The sequence below is a fragment of the Prosthecobacter sp. Pr1 genome, from assembly GCF_057652315.1.
The window spans coordinates 15,157-38,480 of record NZ_JBYFBS010000026.1 but is presented as its reverse complement, the minus strand read 5'-3'; the positions used below and the strand labels follow the sequence as shown (position 1 = coordinate 38,480).

The following is a 23,324-nucleotide window of genomic DNA, read 5'->3' as shown; positions in this document are numbered from 1 at the left end:
CATTTTATGAAACACACCACCACCCTCATCCTCCTCACGGCGGCTCTGCTGCCCGCCTGCGGCGTTCTGACCGACAAATCACCCCCCAAAACCGAGCGTGAAATGGAGGAAGAAGCCCGCCGCACCCACACCGTTCCTGACAACATCCGCGATCCCCGCCCCGAAATGCCCCCCATGGGCCCCCTCTCCATGCCCATGCGCTAGAGCGTTCTAAATAACTTTCCATCCGAGAGATCTTGGCTGCCAAAGCGCTTCTCCCTCTCCCCGCCCCTGACACACGCCGACAACAAATATTTTCTTCGGGGAGAGGGTCGGGGTGAGGGGAACAGCTTAATGCTCGCCCGCGTTTTGAGGCAGCAAGGCGACATTATAAGCGAATAGGCCCTGGCGTGCTGGCGTGCCGGGCGGTCTTGCCACCCCGAGTGGCACATTCTGAAACGCCTCCCCATTTGCAAAGCGGCCGCTTTCCCCCATCTTGGCCGCCCTTTATGCCCGAACTCGACAAGACCTACACGCCCGCGGAAGTCGAAGCCCGCTGGTATCAGCGCTGGCTGGACGACAAATGCTTTGAAGCCGACCCCGCTCGTGTGAGCGAGAGCCGCCCGGCCTACTCCATCGTCATCCCCCCGCCAAACGTCACGGGCATCCTCACGCTCGGCCACGTCCTGAACAACACCATCCAGGACATCCTCGCCCGCCGCGCCCGCATGCTCGGGAAAGAAGTCCTCTGGCTCCCCGGCACCGACCATGCCGGCATCGCCACGCAGAACGTCGTCGAAAAGACCCTCAAAAAGCAGGGCGTCATCAAGCACCGCGACGACCTCGGCCGCGAGGCCCTCGTCGCCAAAATCTGGGAGTGGAAGGAAAAGCACGGCGGCATCATCATCGAGCAGCTCAAGAAACTCGGCGCCTCCTGCGACTGGTCACGCGAACGCTTCACCTTCGATCCCGACTACAACGCCTGCGTCATGCGCGTGTTCGTGGACCTCTACAAAAAGGGCCTCATCTACCGTGGCAAGCGCATGGTCAACTGGTGCCCCTCCTCCCTCACCGCACTCAGCGATGAAGAGGTCGTCATGAAGCCGCAGAACGCCATCATGTATCACTTCAAAGTCGAAGTGGTCGAAGAACCCGGCACCTGGCTCACCATCGCCACCACCCGTCCCGAAGTCATCCCTGGAGACACCGCCATCGCCGTGAACCCCAAGGACGAGCGCTACACCCACCTCATCGGCAAGCACGTCCGCCGCCCGCTCCCCGTCGAAAATCAGGAACTCCTCCCCATCATCGCCGACGAGCACGTCGATTTCACCTTCGGCACCGGCGTCCTCAAAGTCACCCCCGCGCACGACAAGGCCGATTTCGAAATCGGCCAGCGTCACAACCTGCCCGTGATCGATGTCATGCACCCGAACGGCGTGCTCAACGATCTCGCCGGCAAAGACCTCGCTGGCATGGAGCGCTTCGCCGCCCGCAAACGCGCCGCCGAGCTCCTCACCGAAATCGGCAGCCTCGTCAAAGAAGAGCCCTATCAAAACAATCTCGGCTACTCCGAGCGCGCCGACGTCCCCATCGAGTCACGCCTCAGCGAGCAGTGGTTCCTCAAATACCCCAGCGTCAAGGAAAGCCAGGACGTCGTCGCCAATGGCGAAATGAAATTCCACCCCGAACGCTGGGCCAAAACCTACGACCACTGGATGACCGGCCTCCAAGACTGGTGCATCAGCCGCCAAGTCTGGTGGGGCCACCGCATTCCCGTGTGGAGCAAAAAGGCGTCCCACGATGAAGTTCTCGCACTGCAAAAGGGATCCTCATCGTTGCATGTCGATGACCAAGACAACACGACAGGCTTTACCATTTCGTTCTCGAAGATCGAAGGAGAGGAGTCCTTCATCAGCACAGAGAGTGTCAATGATAGCGATGACTACTTGGTGAATGTTGCCACCACTTCACAACGGGAGATCTCCAAGCTCACTGAGCTAGGCTTCACCCAAGACCCCGACGTCCTCGACACCTGGTTCTCCTCCTGGCTCTGGCCCTTCGCCACCATGGGCTGGCCCGAAAAGACCGCCACGCTGAAAGCCTTCTACCCCACCACCGATCTCGTCACCGGCCCGGACATCATCTTCTTCTGGGTCGCCCGCATGATCATGGCCGGCTTCGAATGGATGGGCGAGCTCCCCTTCAAGAACGTCTATTTCACCGGCATCATCCGCGACAAACAAGGTCGCAAAATGTCGAAGTCCCTCGGCAATTCCCCCGATCCTCTGGAACTCATCGCCAGCTTCAGCGCCGACGCCCTGCGCTTCGGCATCATGCGCAGTGCACCATTGGGCCAGGACATCTGCTTCGACGAAAAGAACGTCGAGCTCGGCCGCAACTTCTGCACCAAGCTCTGGAACGCCGCACGATTCCGCCAGATGCAGGGTGGCGAGACCGAAACAGAGATCAGCGCCGCTCTCCTCAGCAGCGACGACAAGTGGATCCTCCTCCGCCTCAACACCGCCATCGCCGAAGTCACCGCCGCCCTCGAAGACTACCGCTTCAGCGACGCCACCGCCACCCTTTACCGCTTCTTCTGGAGCGAGTACTGCGACTGGTACATCGAGGCCTCCAAAGCCGTGCTGCAAGGCACCGACGACAAGCGCAAGGCCAACACCCTCGCCGTCATCGACTTCGTCCTCAGCAACACCCTGCGCCTCTTCCATCCCTTCATGCCCTTCATCACCGAAGAGCTCTGGCATGGCATGGCCTTCAACGCCGATCTTCCCGCAGATCAGGGCGGCAACAGCATCATGTTCGCCAAGTGGCCGAAACCCCTCGATGCCGATGAACTCGCCTACTTCGGCATTCTCCCCGAGGACGAAAAGACCGCCAACGACAAATACGAAGCCGTCAATCTCGGCCGTGGCCTCAAGAGCACCTTCAACATCAACAAGCGTGTCCGTTTCGTCCTCAAGCCGAACACGGAACTCCCGGCCCACGAGATCGAAGTCCTCCGCATCCTCCTCAATGCCGAGCCTCTCGATGTCGATGCCTCCTTCGCGCCCACTCAAGGCACCCCCAGCGCCCTCACCCCGCTAGGCACCCTCTTCCTCCCCCTCGATGGCCTCATCGACGTCGAAGCCGAGCGCGCCCGCATCGGCAAAGAAGTCGCCAAAGTCGAATCCGAATTGGAAAAGGTCACCGCCAAACTCGCCGACGAAAAGTTCACCTCCAAGGTCCCGCAAAAAGTGCTCGATGAGCACCAGCAGCGCAGAACCGACTGGCAGGAGAAACTCGCCAAGCTCAAAGAAATGATGTCCGCCCTCGGCTAATCAGAAGCGGAGCGGGGGCATCCTGCCCCCGCCATCTGACTTGTCTGATCATAGAAGAGCATTTCCCAAAACGGATTTCCTGAAAGCAGCGCGTGGTGGCGCTCGACGCGCTTGGAGGACCAGGCGCCCTACCTCGCGTCAGGCACGTGCATGTCCAGCGCTGGCAGGGCTCTCTGTCCTCAACCAGCCGCCTGTCGACCTGTCCTCCCGCATAACTTCCACGGTTTTATCGGCATCCGACCATTCGCGGCAGTGGGACGTGCCTTGCTCCCAACGCGTCTCCCTTTCCAAATGACAAGGCATCACTCCAAAACGCTGCGCGCGCCTCCGATATGGACTGCGGTTGCGCAGTGAGGAACGAACGCAGAAGTTCTATCGGTTGCAATGGACTTCTTGCGAGGAGTTATGCGCATGGTGAGCGAGGGGTTGTTGAGTTTTGGACTTGCAGGACCCAGGAACCGTGGGCGAGCTGGTTTTTGAGGTGCAGTTCCGCAGCGTAACAGGTGTGCGTCTGCCACATCTTCCAGATGATCTTGATCCAGCGCTGGCCCAGCGAGCGCAGCGCCTGCGCATGGCTTTTGCCCCTTTCGATCAAGGTCTCGTAATAGACCTTGGCCCAGGTGCACTGTTCAGTGCTTTTATGGGCAAAAAGATGCATCGCATGGCGCAGGTTTTTGTTGCAGGCGCGGCGTATCTGCACCTTGCCGCTCTGGTAGCTCACCGGCGCGGTGCCAGCCATGCATTGCAGTCCCTGCGGACCGTCCTCATACAGCACGCGGTCGCTGCCGATCTCGCTGAGCAGCGGCCCCAGCTTGGGTCCGGCACCGGGCAGCGAGCCAAACATGCCGCTGTCAGGATGGCTGGCAAAGAGCGCTTCGATACGGCGGCGGTATTCATCGAGCTGAGTCTGCAGCGTGCGCAGCTGCTTCGCCTTGGCCACGGCGTAAAGGCTCTTGGCGTTGACCATGCTCGCGCTGACCTTCCACTCGGCGGCTTTGGCAAAGATCTCCAGCCGCTCGGCATAAGTCTTCGGGCGGTTGAGCTTGTGCGTGTGCAGGAACTTTTGACTCCGGCTTCGCCTCCGGCCTTCGGCCAGCCTCTGGCTGTCTATCTCGCTGCGCTCGGTTCCCACTGACGTTTGCCCGCCTTGCTCAGGGCTGCCGCGCTGGGGAAGCGCTCGACGAAGGCCCAGGAGAAGTCCGCCGTCCAAACATCGAAGGCCTCCAGCGCAGTGGGGTAATACTCGCGCAGGGCCTGGCGCAGCTGGTTGATGAGCGCGGTGCGCTCTTCGATCAGCGCGACTTCATCACGGCAGAGGATGCGCAGCTCTTCGATGAGCGGGTCTTTGGGGCCCAGAGCGCGCCAGGCATGGCCGTCAGTGCGCAGCGCATCGGCCAGCGCCCAGGCGTCGTGACGGTCGGTCTTGGTGCCGCTGGGGTGCTTGCGTTCACGGTAGCGTTTGGCGCTCATGGGATTGACGGGAAAGACCGTCACACCGCTGTCGATGAGCTGCTCGACAACCATGCCAAAGCTCGTCTCGATGGCGACGCCGAGTTTGGGATACTTCGCGATCTGCTCGCGCCAGCGGACCCAGCCGGCGGCGGTGTGCTCGATCTGGAAGTCAGCCACGACGGCGCCGCAGGCATCGACGATGAGGATGTCATGATGATCACCGGCCCAGTCAAAGCCGGCGTGATGCGTTAGCTCTTGGTGAGGGTGCATACGTTTGGAGGGTTGAGGTTGGGCGGGCTGCGGCTGGCCGCCATCACGGGGTCGTGCTGTTACAGGAGCTTCATGAGCCGGGGTTCTATCAGACCTTGAGGTGGAAGCCTGCGGACGGGCCGGTGTTCTGCGTTGAATCTTCGAGAGATGAGCTACACAAGACCGTGCCACGTCCGAGGCGCTGCCGCCATCGGCTTGCGCCGACGGGGACAATGTATTGCCAGCGACGCCAGGCGGCGCGGCAAAGTTATTCACAACCGTCGGCGACTGAGGGCTGGCAGATGCCCCCTCTTCCGCCGGTCGATGAATAACTTTGGAAACAGTAACAGCTACCGCTTTCGACGTGCTGCTCGGCTCACGCATACCACTGCTTATTCGAAGGCGGGAGCCGGTGAACTTCCGCCAGCCCGTCAGCGCACGCGTGCCACGAGACGTTCGAAAGCGGCAGCTGCACCCTTTCAGGATTGCGCAGCCGCACTCCAAAAGCGCTGCGCACTTTCCTCGCCTCAAGCCAAAAAAGTGATCCTCCGTTCCACCATCGAGCCGCCATGAGTTCAGATCCTTCGGGGCTCGACGCAGGAGAGGGACGCGTCCTCCGTAGCTCGTAAAGCGAAGGAGCAAGATGGAAGCCCTGGATCCTCGATCAAGAAACAGCCAGCCAAACGGAAATGAGTTTTGGAAACTGCGATGCCTGCCATCCACGCAGAACCCATCGGCCCGCAGCCCCACGGCTGGTAGGGACGCGTTGTGCGCGTCCCTAGAATCCATCATCCCAGCGCCACCTGCCGCCCCACCCGCTTCCCCCCTTTCCTCAAGCACCCGCCTTTCAGCGCGCACGCAGGCACAACCATCCCATCTCACAGTGAGCCGATGGAAAAAGCATCTGTCTCGTCTGCCTCCTCATAAAGCGCGTAGCGCTGACACAACGGTAGCCATGGGCGCCAGCCCACGGTGCACCGCACCATGCACCGCACCATGCGCGGAACCGCGTAGCGGTGACACAACCCGCCGCTAAATCGCGAACCTCTCCCCTTGGCCCCATGCTCGGGCTGCCCCTGCGCCTTACTTCAACAACCAGCCATCACTTCCCAGCATCCCCGCATCAATCTTTTAACTTGTCGGCACATCCTGTGCACCGCCATGCTCCAGCGCCTCACACACACACTACCCCCCACGTATGCTCAAGCTCCTCCATCTCTCCTTCCTCCCCAAGTCTCCTTCCTTCGGCCTGCTCATCCTCCGTCTCTCCGTCGGCCTCTCCATGCTCCTCCTCCACGGCCGCGGCAAGCTGCTCAACTTCTCCGCCACGGCGGAAAAATTCCCAGCGCTGTTCGGCATGTCCTCCACAGTAAACGCAGGCCTCGCCGTCTTCGCAGAAGTCGTTTGCTCAGCGCTGCTCATCCTCGGCCTGTTCACCCGCTTGGCAGCACTCATGCTGGCCATCACCATGAGCACCGCCTTCTTCATGGTGCATAAGATGGCCCTCACCGGGGAACACAGCGGCGAGCTCGCCATGGTCTACCTCTTCGCCTACGTCACCCTCCTCTTCACCGGCGCAGGCAAGTTCTCCGCTGACCGCGCCTGACGCCTCCGGCTCGTAGGATGGGTGTGGCGATAGCCCGCCCGTCCTCCAGCGCAGGTCAAGCGTCTTGCACACACGCACGCCCCCGGCGCTGGTAGGGAATCGCTGCTGCGGGTCCCAAATTTCGGGTCTGCAACATGGCAGGCTCCAAAAAAGGTTCGCCGTCCATGCAGCCATCAAAGGCATGCCGCTCGCGTGGCATGAAGTCCCCTCCGCGCCACTCCCGCCACCCATCTTTTCTTGCATTCCCCGGCAGGCGGTGAACCGTCACCCTCTTATGGCAAAGGTGACTCTCGGCCTGGTGCAAAGCCGGGCATTTTCAAGCAAGGAAGAAAGCGTGCAGCAGCATGAACGTCTCATTCGTGATGCCGCAGCCCGTGGTGCGCAGATCATCTGCCTGCAGGAACTCTTCAACACCCCCTACTTCTGCATCACGCAGGACACCGAACTCTTCAATCTCGCCGAGGCCGTCCCCGGTCCCACCACCGACAAGCTCGCCCCCCTCGCCAAGGAACTCGGCGTCGTCATCATCGTCCCCCTCTTCGAAAAACGCGGCCCCGGCCTCTACCACAACACCGCCGCCGTCATCGACGCCGACGGCACCGTGATGGGCAAGTACCGCAAGATGCACATCCCCCAGGACCCCGGCTTCGAAGAGAAGTTTTATTTCACCCCTGGAGACCTCGGCTACCGCGTCTGGGACACCAAATTCGGCCGCATCGGCGTCCTCATCTGCTGGGACCAGTGGTACCCGGAGGCCGCCCGCCTCACCGCGCTTATGGGCGCGGAGATCCTCTTCTACCCCACCGCCATCGGCTGGCTGCCCAGTGAAAAGGCGGAACTCGGCAAGGCCCAGCACTGCGCTTGGGAAACCGTCCAGCGCGGCCATGCCGTGGCCAACGGCTGCTACCTCGCCGCCGTGAACCGCGTCGGCACCGAGCAGCAGAGCGAATTCTGGGGCCAGAGCTTTGTTGCAAATCCTTATGGAGAAATCGTTGCAAAGGCCTCCGTGAGCGATGAAGAGATTTTGATCGTGCCGTGTGACCTTTCTGCGGTGGAAGATTTCCGCCGCATCTGGCCTTTTTTCCGTGATCGCCGCATTGACACCTACGCTCCCCTGACCAAACGCTACATCGATGAGTAACGCCTCCTATCCCCAAAACTACCGTCTGCCCGCCGAATTCGAGCCGCAGGAGGCAATCTGGCTCTCCTGGCCCTCCAACAAGGAAAGCTGCCCCAAGACCTACCACAAGCTGCAGGACAAGTTCGGCGAGATCGCCAGCGTCATCTCCCGCTATGAGCGCGTGCGCATCAATGCCCCGATGCTCAGCCACATGAACATCCGCCTCAGCATCGCCGACAACGAGGGCGATCTCAGCCAGGTGGATCTCTACGAGAACGCCACCAACGACGTCTGGTGCCGTGACCATGGCCCGATCTTCATCAAGCACAACGAAACCGGCAAGGTCGCCATCACCGACTGGGAGTTCAACGCCTGGGGCGGCAAGTTCCCGCCATGGGATCTCGACAACGCCATCCCTGAGAAAGCGGCCGCCGCTCTCAAGATGGAGCGTTTCACCTCCAAGATGATCCTCGAAGGCGGAGCCATCGAAACCAACGGTAAAGGCACCCTTCTCACCACCGAGGCCGTCCTCCTCAATCCCAACCGCCATGGCGGCAAGCCCGGCAACAAGGCCGAGGTCGAAAAAGAACTCAAGGCCATGCTCGGTGTCAAAGACATCGTCTGGTTCAAGAAAGGCATCGAAGGCGACGACACCGACGGCCACATCGACGACATCGTGCGCTTCATCCGTGAAGACGCCGTCATCTGCATGGTCGAGCCCCGTGATTCTGACCCGAACCACCGCGTGCTCAAGGATATCCGCGAGCGTCTCGACGACGTCAAAGCCCCCGATGGCGGCAAGCTCGAGATCATCGAGATCGAAATGCCCCAGGCCATCGAAATGAAGGACTGGCGCCTCAGCCGTCTGCCAGCCAGCTACGCGAACTTCATGATCATGAACAACGCTGTGCTCGTCCCGCTCTTCGGTCACAAGAAGAAGGACGCCGCCGCCGAAGACAAGATCTCCGAATGCTTCCCCGGCCGTGAAATCATCTCCATGATGGCCAAGGATCTCGTCACCGAAGGTGGCGCTTTCCATTGCATCGGCATGCACCAGCCGAAGTAAGCAGTCAGGTCCGCAGATTCTTGAATATTCAGCGCCCTAAAACAGTGGCGCTGAATATTCATAATGAATAAAAAAGACCCTAAATAAAGCGGCTTCTCCTTACAAAGACTTACTTGGAGGTCGTTTTCGGTCGGGTACGTTCGTGGCTCTATGATGGCTCCAAGAAATCATGATCTCTCCACGTTCTGCCGGGTGACAGCTGCGCTGTCGGCGCTGCTGCTGCTCGCGGCCTGTGCACTGCCTGAGGACGCCTTTAAAAATTACTCGGTAGCCACCAAGGTCAGCCAGTGGAACAGCGTGCTGGATGCCCTCGGTGGCGGCAGCGTGAAACGTGCAGAGAGCGCAGGCAATGTTCCGCTCTTTAACGGTGCCGTGTCCATGAATGTGCCCACGCATTCGGGCTCCATCAATGACATCTCCCGCTTGTTCGCCGGCTTGGACTCGTCCTACAGCCAGACGGCCGCCGTCACCGCGCACAAGCAGCGCATGGACAGCCTCTGGGCGGCCCACCAAAACCTCCGCCGCGGCCCCTTGCAGTCTTGGGCCAGTGAAGAGATCGGCGACATCAGGAATGCCAACGCCATGTTCTACCCCTTCAGCGGGCCGGACTTCCTCTTTGCCAGCGCCCTCTTTCCCTCGGCAGAGACCTACGTCCTCTGCGGTCTGGAGCCTGCTGAACCCCTTCCTCGGCTGAGCGATCTTTCGCAGTCCGAAATCGACGCCGGCCTCACCGGTCTCCACAACGCCGTCGCCAACATCATGCAAAACGGCTACTTCATCACCACGGAGATGCGCAGCAATCTGCAGGCCACCCGCTTTCGCGGCGTGCTGCCGCTGCTGATGGCCTTCATGTCACGGACCGGCCACATGGTGGACTCCGTGGATACGGTTCGTCTGGATGGCGCTGGCAATGTCACGCTCTCCGGTTCCTCAGGAAACACCGGCCTCATGATTCGCTGCCGCAGCGGCTTTGGCTCCTCCAAGCGCGTCTTCTACTTCCGTCAGGACCTCTCCAATGGCGGCGTCACCCCCAGCGGCCCGTTCCTGACCTTCGTTTCTCGCCTGGGCCGCGTTCCAGCCTTCTTGAAAAGCGCCTCCTACCTCATGCACGAAAGCGGCTTCTCCAACATCCGCGACTACCTGCTGCGCCACAGCAGCGCCATCGTGCAGGATCCCTCCGGCATCCCTTTCCGTGACTTCAGCCGCTACGGCTGGAATCTTTGGCTCTACGGCAACTATCGCGGCACCCTGGAGATCTTCTCCGGCCACCAGCAGCCGGATTTGGTCGCCGCCTACTCCTCCGGGAAGTATCTTGTGAAGCCCCTGAACTTCGGCATCGGCTACCTCATGAACCCCCAGATGACCAGCCTCATGGTGGGCCGTCCGACCCGCTGAAGCCGGAAAGGCAGACTTTTGGTTGACGTCACTCTCTCCTCGGCTAGTATCGCGCCCCAATTTTTCCCCAGAACTCATCATGGCTACCATCTGTCAAATCACCGGCGTCGGCGTTACTCGCGGCCACCACATCCATCGCAGCGGTAAAGCCAAGAAAGAAGGCGGTATCGGTCGTCACATCACCAAGCGTGTGAAGCGCGTCATCCTCCCGAACCTTCGCAAGAAGCGCATCTTCGTTCCTGAGCTCAACAAGTTCATCGACGTCAAGCTCAGCGCTCGCGCCCTCAAGACCATCGACAAGAACGGCGCTTACAACGTCCTCAAAGGAGCCGGCCTGATCTAATCAGCCACCCTTAATTTTTCCCCACGGGCGGATCTGGCAACAGATCCGCCCTTTTTCGTGCCCCGTAGGATGGCTGCAGCGTGCAGTTGTGTAGGACCAGGCGCACATGAAGCATGCCTCGGCCGTAAGATGGGTGTGGCGACAGCCCGCCCGTCTTTGAGCGCGTGACAAACTGCCAAGGCATCAAATCCTCCCCAGCCTCAGTTGGCAAGGGTCTGGAGCGTTACGTGTCCGCTGAATCAAGTGCAGCCAAATCGGTTCTCCCTCTCCCCGCCCCTGGCACACGACGACACCGAATACTTTTCTTCGGGGGAACCGGAGCGCAGCGGGTCGAAGACCGCCGTAAGGCAAATAGACGAAGTCAAAGGGCTGGGGTGAGGGGACTGGCTTTTGTGCCCCGCACGAGGGCATCAGTTAAGAGCGCTATAAGATTTAAAACGCTCTATCGATGATGCCCAATCGAGGTGCTCCCATGAATCCCCACACCGGGAACCACGCCCGTACTCGTGCTCGATTGTCCGAGCGGCCCGAAGATCACCGGCAGATGGTTGTTCAGATCCGTGTACCCCAGCGTCGGGCTCCAGCTCACGTTGGGGGAGCCATAGAAGTTAAGGCCATGTCCCTGTGGCACATACACGCCACCGCTGCCCGCGCCAATGTTGGAGTTGCTGGGGCTCCAGCCGCGATTCCGGTACATCCCATGTCCATGATAGCCCCCGCCATAATAATACGCTCCCATTTGTCCTAGCCCCAGCACGGGTGCCAGGCTCTGCATGTAGCCGCCATTCGGCTGCTGCACATACACCACCGGCTGTTGCGCCGCATACTTGGCCTGCGCAGCGATCATGGCCTCGGCCATCTTGGCTTCGCGCTCGCGTCTGGCCTGCACCGCCGCCTTGCGTGCCTCCGCCTGCTCTTTCTCATACGCATCCGCTTTGAAGGCATCATACCCCAGCGCATTGCGCATCGGTTCGGACAGATCCGAAAACAGCACCTTCGCCACACCCTTGCTGTGCGAAAACAACACCCCATCCGGATCACGTTTCATGACCTTGCACCGCTCATACGTTTTGCCTTGAGCCGTTTCGATCGTGGTTGGCTCTTCTGCACTCGCACAAACCGCGAATCCCAATTGAAGCGTGACAATCAGAAGTGAGAACGTTTTCATAATAGTTCTGGATTTGACTCCAAAACGCCACTTTTGCCAGCTTTTAATGCTTCAGATCACCGAAGCAAATCTCTCAATGGTGGTGGTGATGCATGCCACCGAAACCAAAACCCCCTGTTCCGATCCCGATGTGGATCCCATGCCCCAGATTCCACTGGCCGCTGATCGTTGGGCCACAGCCGCCCCCATAATACCCCCCGTAGCTCGGGTAGCCCCCATACGAATAGCCGCGGTAATACGGGTAGCTCCCATACGAGTAGCCGCCATAAGGGTATCCATAGCTTCCGCCGTAATAATACCCACTCCCCGAATACCCATACGGGTAGCCAAAGCGCGAGTAGTTGCTCCCACTGTAGGCCGGACCACCCACCGCCGGACCCGTGATCGGCGTTCCCACCCACGAAGGAGATGGCCCCCCAGTGGCCGATCCTGACGTCGCCGCGAGGCGGCTGGCAGTCGCCAGATAGCTCGCCTCCGCCATCTTCGCCTCCATCAGTTGCTCCTGCATCGCGATCTCCCGCTGCTTCTGCCGCTCCTGCTCCGCTTTGCGCAGCGCAGCCTGCTCCTTCTGATTTTCAGCCTCCGCCTTCGGATCGTAGCGGAATTCACTCCTCAGATTCTCAGGAAGCTCTGCGAAGGGGATTTTGGCCGCGCCATTCTTGTGTGAGAAGCTCACCCCGTCCGGGTAGATGTGCAGCACCCGGCACTCGTGGAATGACCTGCCATCACGTGTCGTGATCGTGCCGTAGTTCTTCGGAGCAGCGCTGGCCGGAAGCACGCTGAGCAGCAGGGCGGCGAACAGAACAGATCGTTTCATGAGAGACCTCCAAAGGGTGATGTTCAATACGACAACGCAGGCAGTGCCGCCGTTGCATCTAAATTAAACGTCAAAACTCAAAAAACATTCAGCCGAGGTCCTAGACCATCGGGCAGCTCAGCCAAAACGTGGTCGTGTTGTTCTCTGACGCCACGCCCAGCTGGATGTTCATCTGATGGCTCAGCATCGCGGCAATCGTCAGCCCCAGACCGAGGTGATTGCTGTTCTTGGAACCATGGAACGGACGAAAAACCTCCTGAATCTTCTCCGGGGCGATCTGGGATCCGGTGTTGCTCACCAGAATGTCCACCCGGCGCTGTTCAGCAGGGGTGATCGTGCCCGGACCGCAAATCTTCAGCGCACAGCGGCCACCACCCTTGGCGGCGGCTTCAGCGGCGTTTTTCAGCAGCTCAGTAAGGATGTCTTTGAACTTCGTCGGATCCACCAGGATCGGCGGCAGGCCGGCCTGCACATCCGCCTCAAGCTGCACACCCTCCTTCTGAAACGGCTCCATCACCGCACCTTCGATGACCGGCAGGTACTCATTCAGACCAAGTGACTGCGGCGTGATCTTCGCACAGCCGCCGGCGGAGCGGATGCGCTCGCTCAGATTGGTCACACCCAGGGATGCCTCACGGATGTGCTGCATATTTTCGCTCACACCCGGGTCCAGGTCGTCAGTCATCAAAATCAGGCTGCTAAAGCCCTGGATCACCGCCAGCAGGTTGTTCAGCTTGTGAGTAAGCCCACGCAGCAGTTCCTGGTGAAAGCCTTCGCTATGTTCTTGGCCGAGATTGAGGGTCGTGGGGAAATAAAACTGCATGGCAAAAAGAGGGGCGTGGACAGGCCGCAGTAATGCAGTCGGGCAGCGGCGGTGTAAACGCGAATTTGGCGACTTCTTCTGCGCCGAAGGCGCTCTTTACTGGGAGCGCCAGTATTTTACTGGCCGAACAGGAAACGGTAGGCACCGCGCAGCGCCAGCCGCCAACGCATCCGCACGTCGTTCTGAAAGCGCCACTCACCCCACCCCGCAAATCGACTCTGGAATCCGCATAAAAACTCGCATCCGCAGCACCATCTCGCCACTGTCTCACCCCATGGCACTCCTCGAAGTAAGACACCTCACCAAGCGCTGGCCCACCGGGCGGCTCGCTTTGGATGACGTCGGCTTCGAAGTCCGCGAAGGCGAGATCCTCGGCCTCCTCGGTCACAACGGCGCCGGCAAGAGCACCATCATGGGCATCACCCTCGGCATGGTGCGCCCGGATATTGGGGAGGTCCGCATTGGCGGCCGCAGCGTGCAGCAAAATCGCGGCGCTGCCCTCCAGCAAATCGGCGCCATCTATGAAGCCGCCGTTTTTTACGATTACCTCAGCGGCTGGCAAAACCTCCGCGTCCTCTGCTCCCTCTCCGGCTGGTGGGACGAGGCCGAGGTGAAACGCGTCGTGCAGATGGTCAATCTCACCCGCGCCATCCAGCAAAAAACTGCCACCTACAGCCACGGCATGCGCCAGCGCCTCGCCCTCGCCCAGGCCCTGCTGCCCCAGCCCAAGATCCTCCTCCTCGACGAACCCACCGACGGCCTCGATCCCGAAGGCATCCGCGAGTTCCGCGAACTCATCCTCCACCTGCGCAAGCACCATGGCATGACCATCATGCTCAATTCCCATCTCCTCGGCGAAGTCGAGCAGATGTGCGATCGCTGCGTCATCCTCAAGGACGGCAAAAAAGTCTTCGAAGGCCCCGTCCCCTCGCAGGAAAAATCCCGCCGCATCTTCCAGCTCGACACCAACGACATCGGCCTCGCCCGCGAAGTCCTCGACCGCTGCGGCGCCACCATGGACAAACACGGCATCGTCGAAGTCCCGCTCAACATGGAGCCCCATGAACTCGTCACCGCACTCGTGAATGGCAAAGTCCAGGTCAATGCCTGGCAGACGCATCATCACACGCTGGAAGAACTTTACATGGGACTCTCCTCAAGATCATGACGCTCTTCTTCCAGCAGTGGTATGGCGAGCTCTTGAAGCTCTTTGCACGAAAGCGCACCTACATTGGGTTCGGGGTCTTTTCCGTTTTACAGGTGGTCATTCTGGTCATGCTGAAAACCCTGGGCTTCGAAAAATGGATGGCCAAGGTCATCGCGCCCCAGACGGATTCGTTCGAATATTACATCTCTGCCCTGACTCTTGCATTCATCGTGGTGAAGCTGGCCGTGTTCATCCTTGGCGGCATTTACCTCACCCTCGTGGCGGGAGACATCGTGGCAAAGGAGGCGGAGGACGGCCACTTGCGTCTGCTGCTGGCCCGTCCGGTCAGCCGCTTTCGGCTGCTGCTGCTGAAATACTTCACCGCCAGTTCGTATGCGGTGCTGTTGATTTTCTTTTTGTTCTTTGTGGCCTTCCTGCTTGGCATTGCCATGAAGGGGCCTGGGGGCGGATTCTTCGCGTTTGCCCCGGAAATCAATGTCATTGCCTTCTATGACTGGCTGCCCGGGCTCCAGCGCTACATGCTGGCGGCCATCACACTCGGTCTGGGCATGACGACGATCAGCAGCATCGCGTTTTTCCTCTCCTGCTTCCCCATCAAACCCGCCGCCGCCACCATTGGTGCATTATCTTATTCTCTGGTGGACATGATTCTGCGTGAGAGCCGGTTCATGGAAAGGTACGAGCATCTCCTTTTGACCAAGCACATCTCCGTCTGGGCCCGGGTTCTCGCTGAGACCATCGACTGGCCGATCATTGCGCGAAGCTTTGCAGTGCTGCTCGCCGTAAACGTTACGCTCTTTACCCTGGGCTACGCCGTATTTGAATCCAGAGACTTAAAATCATGAACGTCATCAACAACATCCGCCAGCTTCGTTCCTGGAGCACCATCAACAAAGGATCGCGCTGTGTCTTGGTGCCCACCATGGGCGCTTTGCATGAGGGTCATGCCGCGCTCATCCGTGCCGCACGGGAGATCGCCGGACAGAGCGGCAATGTCGCCGTCAGCATCTTCGTCAATCCTCTCCAGTTTGGTCCCGGCGAAGACTTCAGCAAATACCCTCGCACCCTCATCGAGGACCTCAGCCTCTGCCGTGATAACGGCGCAGACATGATCTTCGCGCCCAAGGCCGATGATCTTTATCCCGCAGATCGCAGCATCGCCCTCTACGAGACCAGCCTGTCAAAGCTGCTCTGCGGTGCCAGCCGCCCGGGCCATTTCGAAGGCGTCTGCACCATCGTCGCCAAGCTCTTCAACCTCGTCCAGTGCGACGACGCCGTGTTTGGCAAAAAAGACTACCAGCAGTTCGCCATCATCCGCCGCCTCGTGCGCGACCTCGATTTCAACGTCGTGCTGCATGGCATCGAGACCGTTCGTGAAGCAGACGGCCTCGCCATGAGCAGCCGCAACCGCTACCTGACCCCCGAAGAACGCGCGCAAGCCCCCGCACTCCGCACCGCGCTCATTGCTGCACGTGACGCCTGGAAAAACGGCGAGCGTGACCCCGCCGCTCTGGAGCGTCTCATCACCAAAACGATTCAGGAAAAGGCCCCCTCCAGCCGCATCGACTACGTGGCATCCGCAGATGCCACGACCCTACAGCCCGTGTCCGCCACCACCGAACTCGTGGTCATTGCCGTCGCCGTCTTCTTCGGTACCACCCGTCTCATCGACAACATCGAATTGAAGTAAGCAACGAATCGCTGAACAAGTCCATGCACCTCAGTCCTCTTCAGGAAAATCTCCCGAATAACAAATCAGCAGTTCCTCTGAGTACGTAATTCGGGATCGTAGCCCGTTCTGGAAGCCCCGCATCACCCCAAATCTGAAGCACCCAGCGTACGTATTGTAGTCCCGGCTTCAGCCGGAATCTGGAAACTGAGTTCATGCAAACAGCTTCCAAATAAGCTCACCCTGTTATCCTCCATTCTCTCCATGTCTGAACCCCTCTCCAGCCACAGCGCCGAAGGCTACGACCTCGAAGTCGTCCGCAGCGTCTGGAGTCTCGCCCAGGTCATTCCCGGCAACGACCCCGAAGTCTGGCGCAAAGACGAATTCGGTGCCTGGATTCACCGCACCGACTACCGCAACCGCCATTCCGACTTCGGCTGGGAAATTGCCGACTACGGCTACAGCCGCCGCAGCATGGGCCTCGCCTCCCTGCGCCCCATGCAGTGGCAAAACTACCTCGACTTCATGGTCGCCGCCCGCAATCAAGCCGTCGTCACCGCCGACGGCCTCCGCAACGCCCGCCGCCTCTTGTAGCAGAACCATCGGGATTCCTTAACTGGATAAAAGGAACGGCACTCGTCTAGGGATGTGCAGTGTGCATTGAACACTCAGCCACCAAGGCCGCGACATCGTTTTTGGAGTGCGGTCGCGCAGATGCAAGGCGCAAGCCTGCATCGGAGCTGCCGCTTTCGCGGGGTAAAGAATGTGCTTCGTCCTTAACCCGCTGTCCAGTTTGCGAAAGCGACTTCGCGCCCAACTTTGCCGCACACATACCCGCTGTGCTTCGTTTCCCAGACGCTGTCGCATTCGTATCAGTGCTACGCCATAATGCCCAGCCTCAGGCGATCAAAGCGCATCGTGCCCTGCACGCTGGCTTCCTTGTCTGACTAACGCATCTTCCCACACTTCGCTCCGCATTACACCAGCTCCAACGGAGCTGCGGATTACAGCCCAGGGTCAGCCGAGCCTCAGCGAGGCGACCCTGGGTAGTGCCAAAACCACACGGGAAGCAAACCCAGCACTTCACCGCACCCAGAGCTCACCAGCAGCGTCTGCAACCAGTGCCGCCGCAGATTGGCTCCGCTGTCTGACGACGTTCCAATGCCACCCCAGCCTCCGATGACCACCCATCACGGAATGGCATTCCAGCATGCCATGCTTTTCACCTGAGGATGCATCACGCCAAACACGCTCTCATTAGGCTGTGATCGATACTTCAAAAATCAACAATCGATTGTTCGACAATCGTCAATCACTCACGCCCGCAGAACTCCTGAGCGCCGCAGATTGACGATTCATCCTGCGCACTCTTGCTGTAGCACACGCTCCCGCCTCTACAGATCCCGAAAGTCCGCCCCCCGCGCCTCGTTCATACAGCAGCATGCTCCGTCCCGCCTTCATCGCGCTGCTCACCACAGCCACCCTTCACGCCGCAGGCACCGACTTCTCCAAAGACGTCTATCCCGTCCTCCAGCGCGCCTGCTTCGAATGCCACGGCCCCGAGCACCACAAAGCCGACCTCCGCCTCGACACCCCCTCTCCGCAACACCTCAAAATCGGCTCCGACCTCCTCCGCCGCGTCGCCTTGCCCAAGGAAGACAAGGACGCCATGCCCAAACGCGGCGACCGCCTCACCACCGCCGAAATCTCCCACCTCCGCGATTGGATCACCGCCGGCGCCCACTGGCCCGATAAACTCGAAACCCTCCAGCACTGGAGCTACATCCCGCCCCAGCGCCCCGCCTTGCCCGCCGTCAAAAACCAATCCTGGCCCCAGAACGAGATCGACCGCTTCATCCTCGCCAAACTCGAAGCCAACAACCTCACTCCCTCTCCCCCCGCCCCTCCCGAAATCCTCATCCGCCGCCTCTCCCTCGACCTCACCGGCCTCCCACCCACCCCCGCCGAAGTCGCCGCCTTCACTCAGGAACACATCCAGGATCCAGCATCTAGCATCGAGCATCTAGCCACCCGCCTCCTCGCCTCCGATCAGTTCGGCGTCCGCTGGGCCCGCCCCTGGCTCGATCTCGCTCGCTACGCCGACTCCCACGGCTTCCAGCGCGATGACCTCCGCGAAGTCTGGGCCTGGCGCGATTGGGTGGTGAACGCGCTCAATGCCAACATGCCCTTCGATCAGTTCACCCTCGAACAAATCGCCGGCGACCTCCTGCCAAACGCCACGCCAGAACAAATCATCGCCACCGGCTTTCACCGCTGTACCCCCACCAACGTCGAAGCCGGCACCGAACCCGAGGAAAGCCGCATCAATCAGGTCATCGACCGCGTCAACACCACCGGTGCCGTCTGGCTCGGCACCACGCTCGAATGCGCCCAGTGCCACAACCACAAATACGACCCCTTCAGCCAGCGCGACTACTACTCACTCCTCGCCTACTACAACAACACCGAGAAAGAGGCCGAGCGCACCAGCCCCACCACACCCGGCTCCATTCAGTTCAAGGGCTCGCCCTTTAAAATCAGCGACTCCGGTGGAGACGCCCAGCGCGAGCAGCTCGCCGCGCAGATGAAGTCCTTGAATGCGCAGCTCGCCGCTTATCAAAAGCAGGTCGCCACCACCGGCAAACCCTCCGACAAAAGCGCCCCATCAAGCGCCGTCAAAGCCCTCAAGCCCACCACCTTCATCACCGAGAGCGATGCCGAGTCCGAACTCCAGCCCGACGGCAGCGTCCTTCTCACCGGCCCCGCCCCCGACAAAGACACCTACACATTCGAAACCGAACTCACCGCCGGCGAACTCAGCGGTCTCATGCTCGATACCCTCACCCACACCTCCATCCCCGGCGATGGGCCGGGAAGGGGAGGGGTCAATCGCCCCAACTTCGTTCTCCACTCCTTCGACTGCACCCTCACCACCCCCGACGGCAAAACACAGCCGCTGACCTTCAAGACCGCCTACGCCGACTACTCGCAAAAAGGCTACGAAGTCGCCAGCCTCATCACCAAGACCGGCAAAAGCGCCTGGGCCATCGGCCAGCGCTTCCACGAACCTCACTGGGCCGCCTTTGAACTCCAGCAGCCCGTGGCCATCACTCCCGGCACCAAGCTCAGCATCCACATGGCGCAAAATTTCGGCAACGGCTTGGTCATTGGCTGCCTGCGCATTTCCAGCATCGCAGGCAGTGTCGCCGCCTGCCTCCCCGACGTCGAAGAGCCCGCGCCCGTCGTTCAAAAGGGGCGCAAAGGCAAAGCCGCACCCGCACCGCTTTCCAAAGACCCCGAACTAGCCAAGCTCGAAAAACAAAAGATCGCACTGCAAAAGCAGATCACCGCTCTCGCCGTCCCCACCACCGAGGTCATGCGCGAACTGCCCCAGCCGCGCATGAGCGCCATTTTCAAACGCGGCGTTTACACCGATCCAGCCGACCCCGTCACCGCCTCAGTCCCGGCCATCTTCAACAGCAAACTCAGCGGCCCGCCCAACCGCATCACCCTCGGCAAATGGCTCGCCAGCCGCGACAACCCCCTCGTCGCCCGCGTCACCGTCAACCGCTGGTGGGCCGAGCTCTTCGGCTCCGGCATCGTCTCCACTCTCGAAGACTTCGGCATCAAAGGCGCGCCTCCAACTCATCCCGAACTCCTCGACTGGCTCGCCACCGAGTTCGCGGACAATGGCTGGAACATGAAGCACCTCCTCAAAAAAATCGTCCTCAGCGCCACCTACCAACAAAGCAGCTCCATCCACCCTTTGGCCAACGCGCCTCCCTCTCCGGAAATCATAAATCATAAATCAAAAATCATAAATTCCGCCTCCGTCGATCCCTCCAACTCCCTCCTCTGGCACGGCCCTCGCTTCCGCCTCGACGCCGAAACCATCCGCGACAACGCCCTGTCCATCGCCGGCCTCCTCAATCTCAAGCAGGGCGGCACCCCCATTCGCCCGCCTCAGCCCGAAGGCCTCTGGAAGAAAGTCGGCGGCCAGCAGTACAACTACGTCGTCAGCCCCGGAGCCGAGCAATACCGCCGCGGCCTCTACGTCGTGCTCAAGCGCGGCTCACCCTATCCAAGCTTCATGAATTTCGACGCCAGCGCCCGCATGGCCTGCGTCGTGCGCCGCTCCCGCAGCAACACCCCGCTCCAGGCCCTCACCCTCCTCAACGATCCCGTTTACGTCGGAGCCACCCGGGCCTTCGCCAAACGCATCGTCGCCGAATCCCCCGGCACCGATCTCGACTCCCGCCTCCAGCACGCCTTCCGTCTCGCCCTCGCGCGCGCACCCAAACCCCAGGAACTCACCGTCCTCAAAACTCTCTGGGAAACCCAGTTCGAAACCGCCAAAACAGACCCCAAAGCCACCCAGGAACTCAGCGCCGACGTAGAACTCCCCAAAAACCTCCCCCCCGCCGAGTTCGCCGCCTGGTACGCCATCGCCAGCACCATCCTCAATCTCGACGAGTGCATCACCAAAGGCTGATGTCAGGCTTGAACGACACCCGGCCAGTAAAGAACATACATCATGCTTTTTGGAGATTAGGTGCAGCCACGCGACAGCCTTTTGGAGTGCGGTCGCGCAGATGCAAGGCGCAAGCCTGCATCGGAGCTACCGCTTTCGCAGGCTATTAAATGGCCTCCGTCCTCAACCCTTCCTCCAGCCACCCAAAGCGGCGTCCCGCCAAACCTGCCGCACGCACCGCATTCCTCAATGTACGTATTGTAGTCCCGGCTTTAGCCGGTTCCGGACGCGCCACCCAGCACCTCCTGTCACAACACATCCCACGCTCTTCCCCGCACCCCGCAAACCTCGGGCATAGCGCACCTTTCGCCAAAAATCGGCTGGTGATGGCGTTGTTTGTGCGGCTACCTTACCACCGCGATGCTTCCCAACGCACCCACACCTTGCCCGCACTGCTCCTCGCACGAGGCGCAGCCAGCCGCTGCTGTGAAGGAAAACCTGCCTCCCGCCGCCTACATCTGCCCGATGTGCGAGGGCGTCCGTTCTGACAAACCCGGCGCCTGCCCGATGTGTGGCATGGCTCTGGAAAAAAATCCACTGGCCCACCGCAACGAGCCCGAATGCTGCGGCGACGGCGGTGACGACGAAGTGAATGATCTCTGGTGGCGCGTGCGCTGGAGCACCGCGATGACCGCTCCGGTGGTCCTCCTCTCGATGGGCATGGACCTGCCGCTCATCCGCGACATCCCCCACGAAGCCTCCGGCTGGATGCAGTTCGTCTGGGCCACGCCCGTCGTCTTCTGGGTCGGCTGGCCTCTGCTGGTGCGTTTTGCCAATTCGCTGCGCACCCTGCGCTTCAACATGTTCACGCTCATCGGCCTCGGCGTGCTCGCCGCATGGCTTTACAGCACCGTCGCGCTGGCCGCGCCGAACCTGCTTCCCCACGCTGCCACCCACGGCGGCATGGTGCTCTACTTTGAAAGCGCCGCCGTCATCACCGTCCTCGTCCTGATCGGCCAGCTCCTCGAACTCCGCGCCCGCAAGGCCACCGGCTCCGCCATTCGCGCCTTGATGAATCTCGCGCCCAAAACCGCGCTGCTCATTCGGAATGGCGAGGAAATCGAGACCCCTGTGGATGATATCCAAATCGGCGATGTCCTCCGCATCAAACCCGGCTCGCGCATTCCTGTCGATGGCAGCGTGACCGAAGGCTCCTCCACCGTGGATGAGTCCATGCTCACCGGCGAATCCATGCCGCAAAAAAAGGAAGCGAACGCTTCAGTCACCGGCGGAACGGTGAATGGCAGCGGCACCTTCCTCATGCGTGCGGATCGCGTCGGCGCGAACACCCTCCTGAGTCAGATCGTGGAAATGACCGCCAAGGCGCAGGCCAGTCGCGCCCCAGTGCAGCGTCTCGCAGACCGCGTCTCCGCCTGGTTCGTTCCCGCAGTCGTGGGCGTGGCAGTCCTCACCTTCCTCCTCTGGTGGCAGTTTGGCCCGCAGCCCTCCTTCGCCTTTGCCGTGGTCAATGCTGTCGCTGTCCTCATCATCGCCTGCCCCTGCGCCCTCGGTCTGGCCACACCCATGGCCGTCACCGTGGGCCTTGGTCGTGGCGCGCAGCTGGGCGTGCTCATCAAGAACGCCGAAACTCTCGAACGCCTTCACGAGATCGACATCGTGATGCTCGACAAAACCGGCACCCTCACCGAGGGCAAACCCTCAGTCACAGAAGTCTTCCCACTCCCCGGTCTCTCCGCCCGCGATCTCCTCGCCTGCGCCGCCGCAGTCGAATCCATGAGCGAGCACCCCCTCGCCACCGCCATCGTGAATGCCGCGAAGGAGCGCAACATCCCCATCGCTGCCGTCACCGATTTCCAGTCAGTCACCGGAGGCGGTGTGCTGGGAAATGTCGGTGATAGCGAAGTCTTCATCGGTCAGGAGTCCTTCTTGAAAAAGAACGGCGTCTTCATCAGCGCCGAATGCCGCGCCCAATCGGTGAAAATGCAGGAAGAGGGCTGCACCGTCGTGGTCGTCGTGCTCAACGAGAAACCGCTCGGCCTCATCGCCATCAAGGACAAGATCAAGGAGTCCGCCCCGGCAGCCATTGCATCGCTTCACGCGCTCGGTTTGAAATTGCAGATGATCACCGGAGACGCCCTCGCCACCGCGCAGCGCGTCGCCAAAGATCTGAACATCGACGAAGTCGCCGCCGAAGTCTCTCCCAAGGAAAAACTGCTCCACGTCTATCAGGCACGCGGCAAAGACCGCCATGTGGCCTTCGCCGGAGACGGCATCAATGACGCTCCCGCCCTTGCCGCCGCCGATGTCGGCATCGCCATGGGCTCCGGCACCGAAGTCGCCATTCAAAGCGCCGGCGTCACCCTCGTGAAGGGAGACCTCCGCGCCCTCCATCAGGCCTTCGCCCTCAGCCACGCCACCATGAAGGTCATCCGCCAGAACCTCATGTTCGCGTTTTTATACAACGGCCTCGGCATCCCCCTCGCCGCCGGCATCCTCTATCCCTTCACCGGTTGGCTGCTCAATCCCATGATCGCCAGTGTGGCCATGTCCTTGAGCAGCGTGTCAGTGATTTTAAACAGCCTGCGCCTGCGTCAGTTCAAGTAAAGTACTGCTGAGCTTCAGCTCAGTCCGGAAAAACG

At 60.6% G+C, this 23,324-nt stretch carries 18 protein-coding genes; 13 read left to right on the top strand and 5 right to left on the bottom strand.

The features are described 5' to 3' along the window. Nucleotides 1-6: 6 nt before the first annotated feature. Nucleotides 7-204, top strand: a complete 198-nt coding sequence (locus tag AC24GY_RS26865) for a hypothetical protein (protein WP_487689318.1) — start codon at nt 7-9, stop codon at nt 202-204. 284 nt (nt 205-488) lie between these two features. After that, nucleotides 489-3,317, top strand: a complete 2,829-nt coding sequence (locus tag AC24GY_RS26860) for a valine--tRNA ligase (protein WP_487689316.1) — start codon at nt 489-491, stop codon at nt 3,315-3,317. 403 nt (nt 3,318-3,720) lie between these two features. Here the strand turns inward: AC24GY_RS26860 and AC24GY_RS26855 are convergent, their stop codons facing one another. Together AC24GY_RS26855 and AC24GY_RS26850 are read right to left on the bottom strand one after the other, a co-directional pair. Then, nucleotides 3,721-4,449: a transposase gene (locus tag AC24GY_RS26855; RefSeq protein WP_487689314.1), complete on the bottom strand. Its 729-nt coding sequence runs from the start codon at nt 4,447-4,449 to the stop codon at nt 3,721-3,723. After that, on the bottom strand, nt 4,425-5,039 hold the full coding sequence (locus AC24GY_RS26850; RefSeq protein ID WP_487689312.1) for an IS110 family transposase: 615 nt from the start codon (nt 5,037-5,039) through the stop codon (nt 4,425-4,427). Before AC24GY_RS26850 ends, AC24GY_RS26855 begins: the two co-directional genes overlap by 25 nt. A 1,177-nt stretch (nt 5,040-6,216) precedes the next feature. Here AC24GY_RS26850 and AC24GY_RS26845 point away from each other — a divergent pair. The 5 genes from AC24GY_RS26845 (at nt 6,217) to rpmB (ending at nt 10,548) form a co-directional block, all read left to right on the top strand. Then, on the top strand, nt 6,217-6,624 hold the full coding sequence (locus AC24GY_RS26845) for a DoxX family protein (protein WP_422319684.1): 408 nt from the start codon (nt 6,217-6,219) through the stop codon (nt 6,622-6,624). Nucleotides 6,625-6,898: 274 nt separating this feature from the next. Further along, the gene (locus tag AC24GY_RS26840) at nt 6,899-7,765 is read left to right on the top strand and encodes a carbon-nitrogen hydrolase (protein WP_487689309.1); all 867 of its coding nucleotides are present in this window, start codon (nt 6,899-6,901) and stop codon (nt 7,763-7,765) included. Then, the gene (locus AC24GY_RS26835; RefSeq protein ID WP_422319688.1) at nt 7,758-8,810 is read left to right on the top strand and encodes an agmatine deiminase family protein; all 1,053 of its coding nucleotides are present in this window, start codon (nt 7,758-7,760) and stop codon (nt 8,808-8,810) included. The genes AC24GY_RS26840 and AC24GY_RS26835 overlap by 8 nt, the downstream gene beginning before the upstream one ends. Nucleotides 8,811-8,960: 150 nt before the next feature. Continuing rightward, a complete protein-coding gene (locus AC24GY_RS26830; RefSeq protein WP_487689307.1) occupies nt 8,961-10,205 on the top strand; it encodes a hypothetical protein in 1,245 nt (414 codons plus the stop codon). Nucleotides 10,206-10,284: 79 nt separating this feature from the next. Further along, nucleotides 10,285-10,548 carry a 50S ribosomal protein L28 gene (gene rpmB, locus AC24GY_RS26825; RefSeq protein ID WP_395732180.1) on the top strand — a complete coding sequence of 88 codons (264 nt, stop codon included), beginning with the start codon at nt 10,285-10,287 and terminating at the stop codon, nt 10,546-10,548. A 442-nt stretch (nt 10,549-10,990) separates the two neighbouring features. Here the strand turns inward: rpmB and AC24GY_RS26820 are convergent, their stop codons facing one another. The 3 genes from AC24GY_RS26820 to AC24GY_RS26810 all read right to left on the bottom strand — a co-directional run bounded on the left by AC24GY_RS26820 (nt 10,991) and on the right by AC24GY_RS26810 (nt 13,356). Continuing rightward, complete coding sequence (locus tag AC24GY_RS26820; protein WP_487689305.1) at nt 10,991-11,596, bottom strand: hypothetical protein; 606 nt, start codon at nt 11,594-11,596, stop codon at nt 10,991-10,993. 193 nt (nt 11,597-11,789) lie between these two features. Continuing rightward, a complete protein-coding gene (locus tag AC24GY_RS26815) occupies nt 11,790-12,533 on the bottom strand; it encodes a hypothetical protein (RefSeq protein ID WP_487689303.1) in 744 nt (247 codons plus the stop codon). Nucleotides 12,534-12,633: 100 nt separating this feature from the next. After that, complete coding sequence (locus AC24GY_RS26810) at nt 12,634-13,356, bottom strand: sensor histidine kinase (protein ID WP_294402018.1); 723 nt, start codon at nt 13,354-13,356, stop codon at nt 12,634-12,636. A 274-nt stretch (nt 13,357-13,630) separates the two neighbouring features. On the opposite strand from AC24GY_RS26810, the gene AC24GY_RS26805 reads away from it, so the two are divergent. From AC24GY_RS26805 to AC24GY_RS26780, 6 genes are all read left to right on the top strand, one after another. Next, nucleotides 13,631-14,524, top strand: coding sequence for an ABC transporter ATP-binding protein (locus AC24GY_RS26805; RefSeq protein WP_487689300.1), 894 nt, complete (start codon nt 13,631-13,633; stop codon nt 14,522-14,524). After that, complete coding sequence (locus tag AC24GY_RS26800) at nt 14,521-15,369, top strand: DUF2705 family protein (protein ID WP_487689298.1); 849 nt, start codon at nt 14,521-14,523, stop codon at nt 15,367-15,369. Before AC24GY_RS26805 ends, AC24GY_RS26800 begins: the two co-directional genes overlap by 4 nt. After that, a complete protein-coding gene (gene panC / locus AC24GY_RS26795; RefSeq protein ID WP_487689296.1) occupies nt 15,366-16,214 on the top strand; it encodes a pantoate--beta-alanine ligase in 849 nt (282 codons plus the stop codon). Before AC24GY_RS26800 ends, panC begins: the two co-directional genes overlap by 4 nt. 243 nt (nt 16,215-16,457) lie before the next feature. Further along, on the top strand, nt 16,458-16,787 hold the full coding sequence (locus tag AC24GY_RS26790) for a hypothetical protein (RefSeq protein ID WP_487689294.1): 330 nt from the start codon (nt 16,458-16,460) through the stop codon (nt 16,785-16,787). Between the two features lie 847 nt (nt 16,788-17,634). Next, the gene (locus AC24GY_RS26785; protein WP_487689292.1) at nt 17,635-20,685 is read left to right on the top strand and encodes a DUF1553 domain-containing protein; all 3,051 of its coding nucleotides are present in this window, start codon (nt 17,635-17,637) and stop codon (nt 20,683-20,685) included. Between the two features lie 399 nt (nt 20,686-21,084). Beyond that, nucleotides 21,085-23,289 carry a copper-transporting P-type ATPase gene (locus tag AC24GY_RS26780; RefSeq protein ID WP_487689290.1) on the top strand — a complete coding sequence of 735 codons (2,205 nt, stop codon included), beginning with the start codon at nt 21,085-21,087 and terminating at the stop codon, nt 23,287-23,289. Nucleotides 23,290-23,324 lie beyond the last annotated feature (35 nt).

What these genes read in the sequence shown, in the direction of transcription:
- AC24GY_RS26865 (WP_487689318.1), top strand. Translation starts at nt 7, where the DNA reads ATGAAACACACCACCACCCTCATCCTCCTCACGGCGGCTCTGCTGCCC.
- AC24GY_RS26860 (WP_487689316.1), top strand. Translation starts at nt 489, where the DNA reads ATGCCCGAACTCGACAAGACCTACACGCCCGCGGAAGTCGAAGCCCGC.
- AC24GY_RS26850 (WP_487689312.1), bottom strand. Translation starts at nt 5,039, where the DNA reads ATGCACCCTCACCAAGAGCTAACGCATCACGCCGGCTTTGACTGGGCC.
- AC24GY_RS26845 (WP_422319684.1), top strand. Translation starts at nt 6,217, where the DNA reads ATGCTCAAGCTCCTCCATCTCTCCTTCCTCCCCAAGTCTCCTTCCTTC.
- AC24GY_RS26840 (WP_487689309.1), top strand. Translation starts at nt 6,899, where the DNA reads ATGGCAAAGGTGACTCTCGGCCTGGTGCAAAGCCGGGCATTTTCAAGC.
- AC24GY_RS26835 (WP_422319688.1), top strand. Translation starts at nt 7,758, where the DNA reads ATGAGTAACGCCTCCTATCCCCAAAACTACCGTCTGCCCGCCGAATTC.
- AC24GY_RS26830 (WP_487689307.1), top strand. Translation starts at nt 8,961, where the DNA reads ATGATGGCTCCAAGAAATCATGATCTCTCCACGTTCTGCCGGGTGACA.
- rpmB (WP_395732180.1), top strand. Translation starts at nt 10,285, where the DNA reads ATGGCTACCATCTGTCAAATCACCGGCGTCGGCGTTACTCGCGGCCAC.
- AC24GY_RS26820 (WP_487689305.1), bottom strand. Translation starts at nt 11,596, where the DNA reads ATGAAACGTGATCCGGATGGGGTGTTGTTTTCGCACAGCAAGGGTGTG.
- AC24GY_RS26815 (WP_487689303.1), bottom strand. Translation starts at nt 12,533, where the DNA reads ATGAAACGATCTGTTCTGTTCGCCGCCCTGCTGCTCAGCGTGCTTCCG.
- AC24GY_RS26810 (WP_294402018.1), bottom strand. Translation starts at nt 13,356, where the DNA reads ATGCAGTTTTATTTCCCCACGACCCTCAATCTCGGCCAAGAACATAGC.
- AC24GY_RS26805 (WP_487689300.1), top strand. Translation starts at nt 13,631, where the DNA reads ATGGCACTCCTCGAAGTAAGACACCTCACCAAGCGCTGGCCCACCGGG.
- AC24GY_RS26800 (WP_487689298.1), top strand. Translation starts at nt 14,521, where the DNA reads ATGACGCTCTTCTTCCAGCAGTGGTATGGCGAGCTCTTGAAGCTCTTT.
- panC (WP_487689296.1), top strand. Translation starts at nt 15,366, where the DNA reads ATGAACGTCATCAACAACATCCGCCAGCTTCGTTCCTGGAGCACCATC.
- AC24GY_RS26790 (WP_487689294.1), top strand. Translation starts at nt 16,458, where the DNA reads ATGTCTGAACCCCTCTCCAGCCACAGCGCCGAAGGCTACGACCTCGAA.
- AC24GY_RS26785 (WP_487689292.1), top strand. Translation starts at nt 17,635, where the DNA reads ATGCTCCGTCCCGCCTTCATCGCGCTGCTCACCACAGCCACCCTTCAC.
- AC24GY_RS26780 (WP_487689290.1), top strand. Translation starts at nt 21,085, where the DNA reads ATGCTTCCCAACGCACCCACACCTTGCCCGCACTGCTCCTCGCACGAG.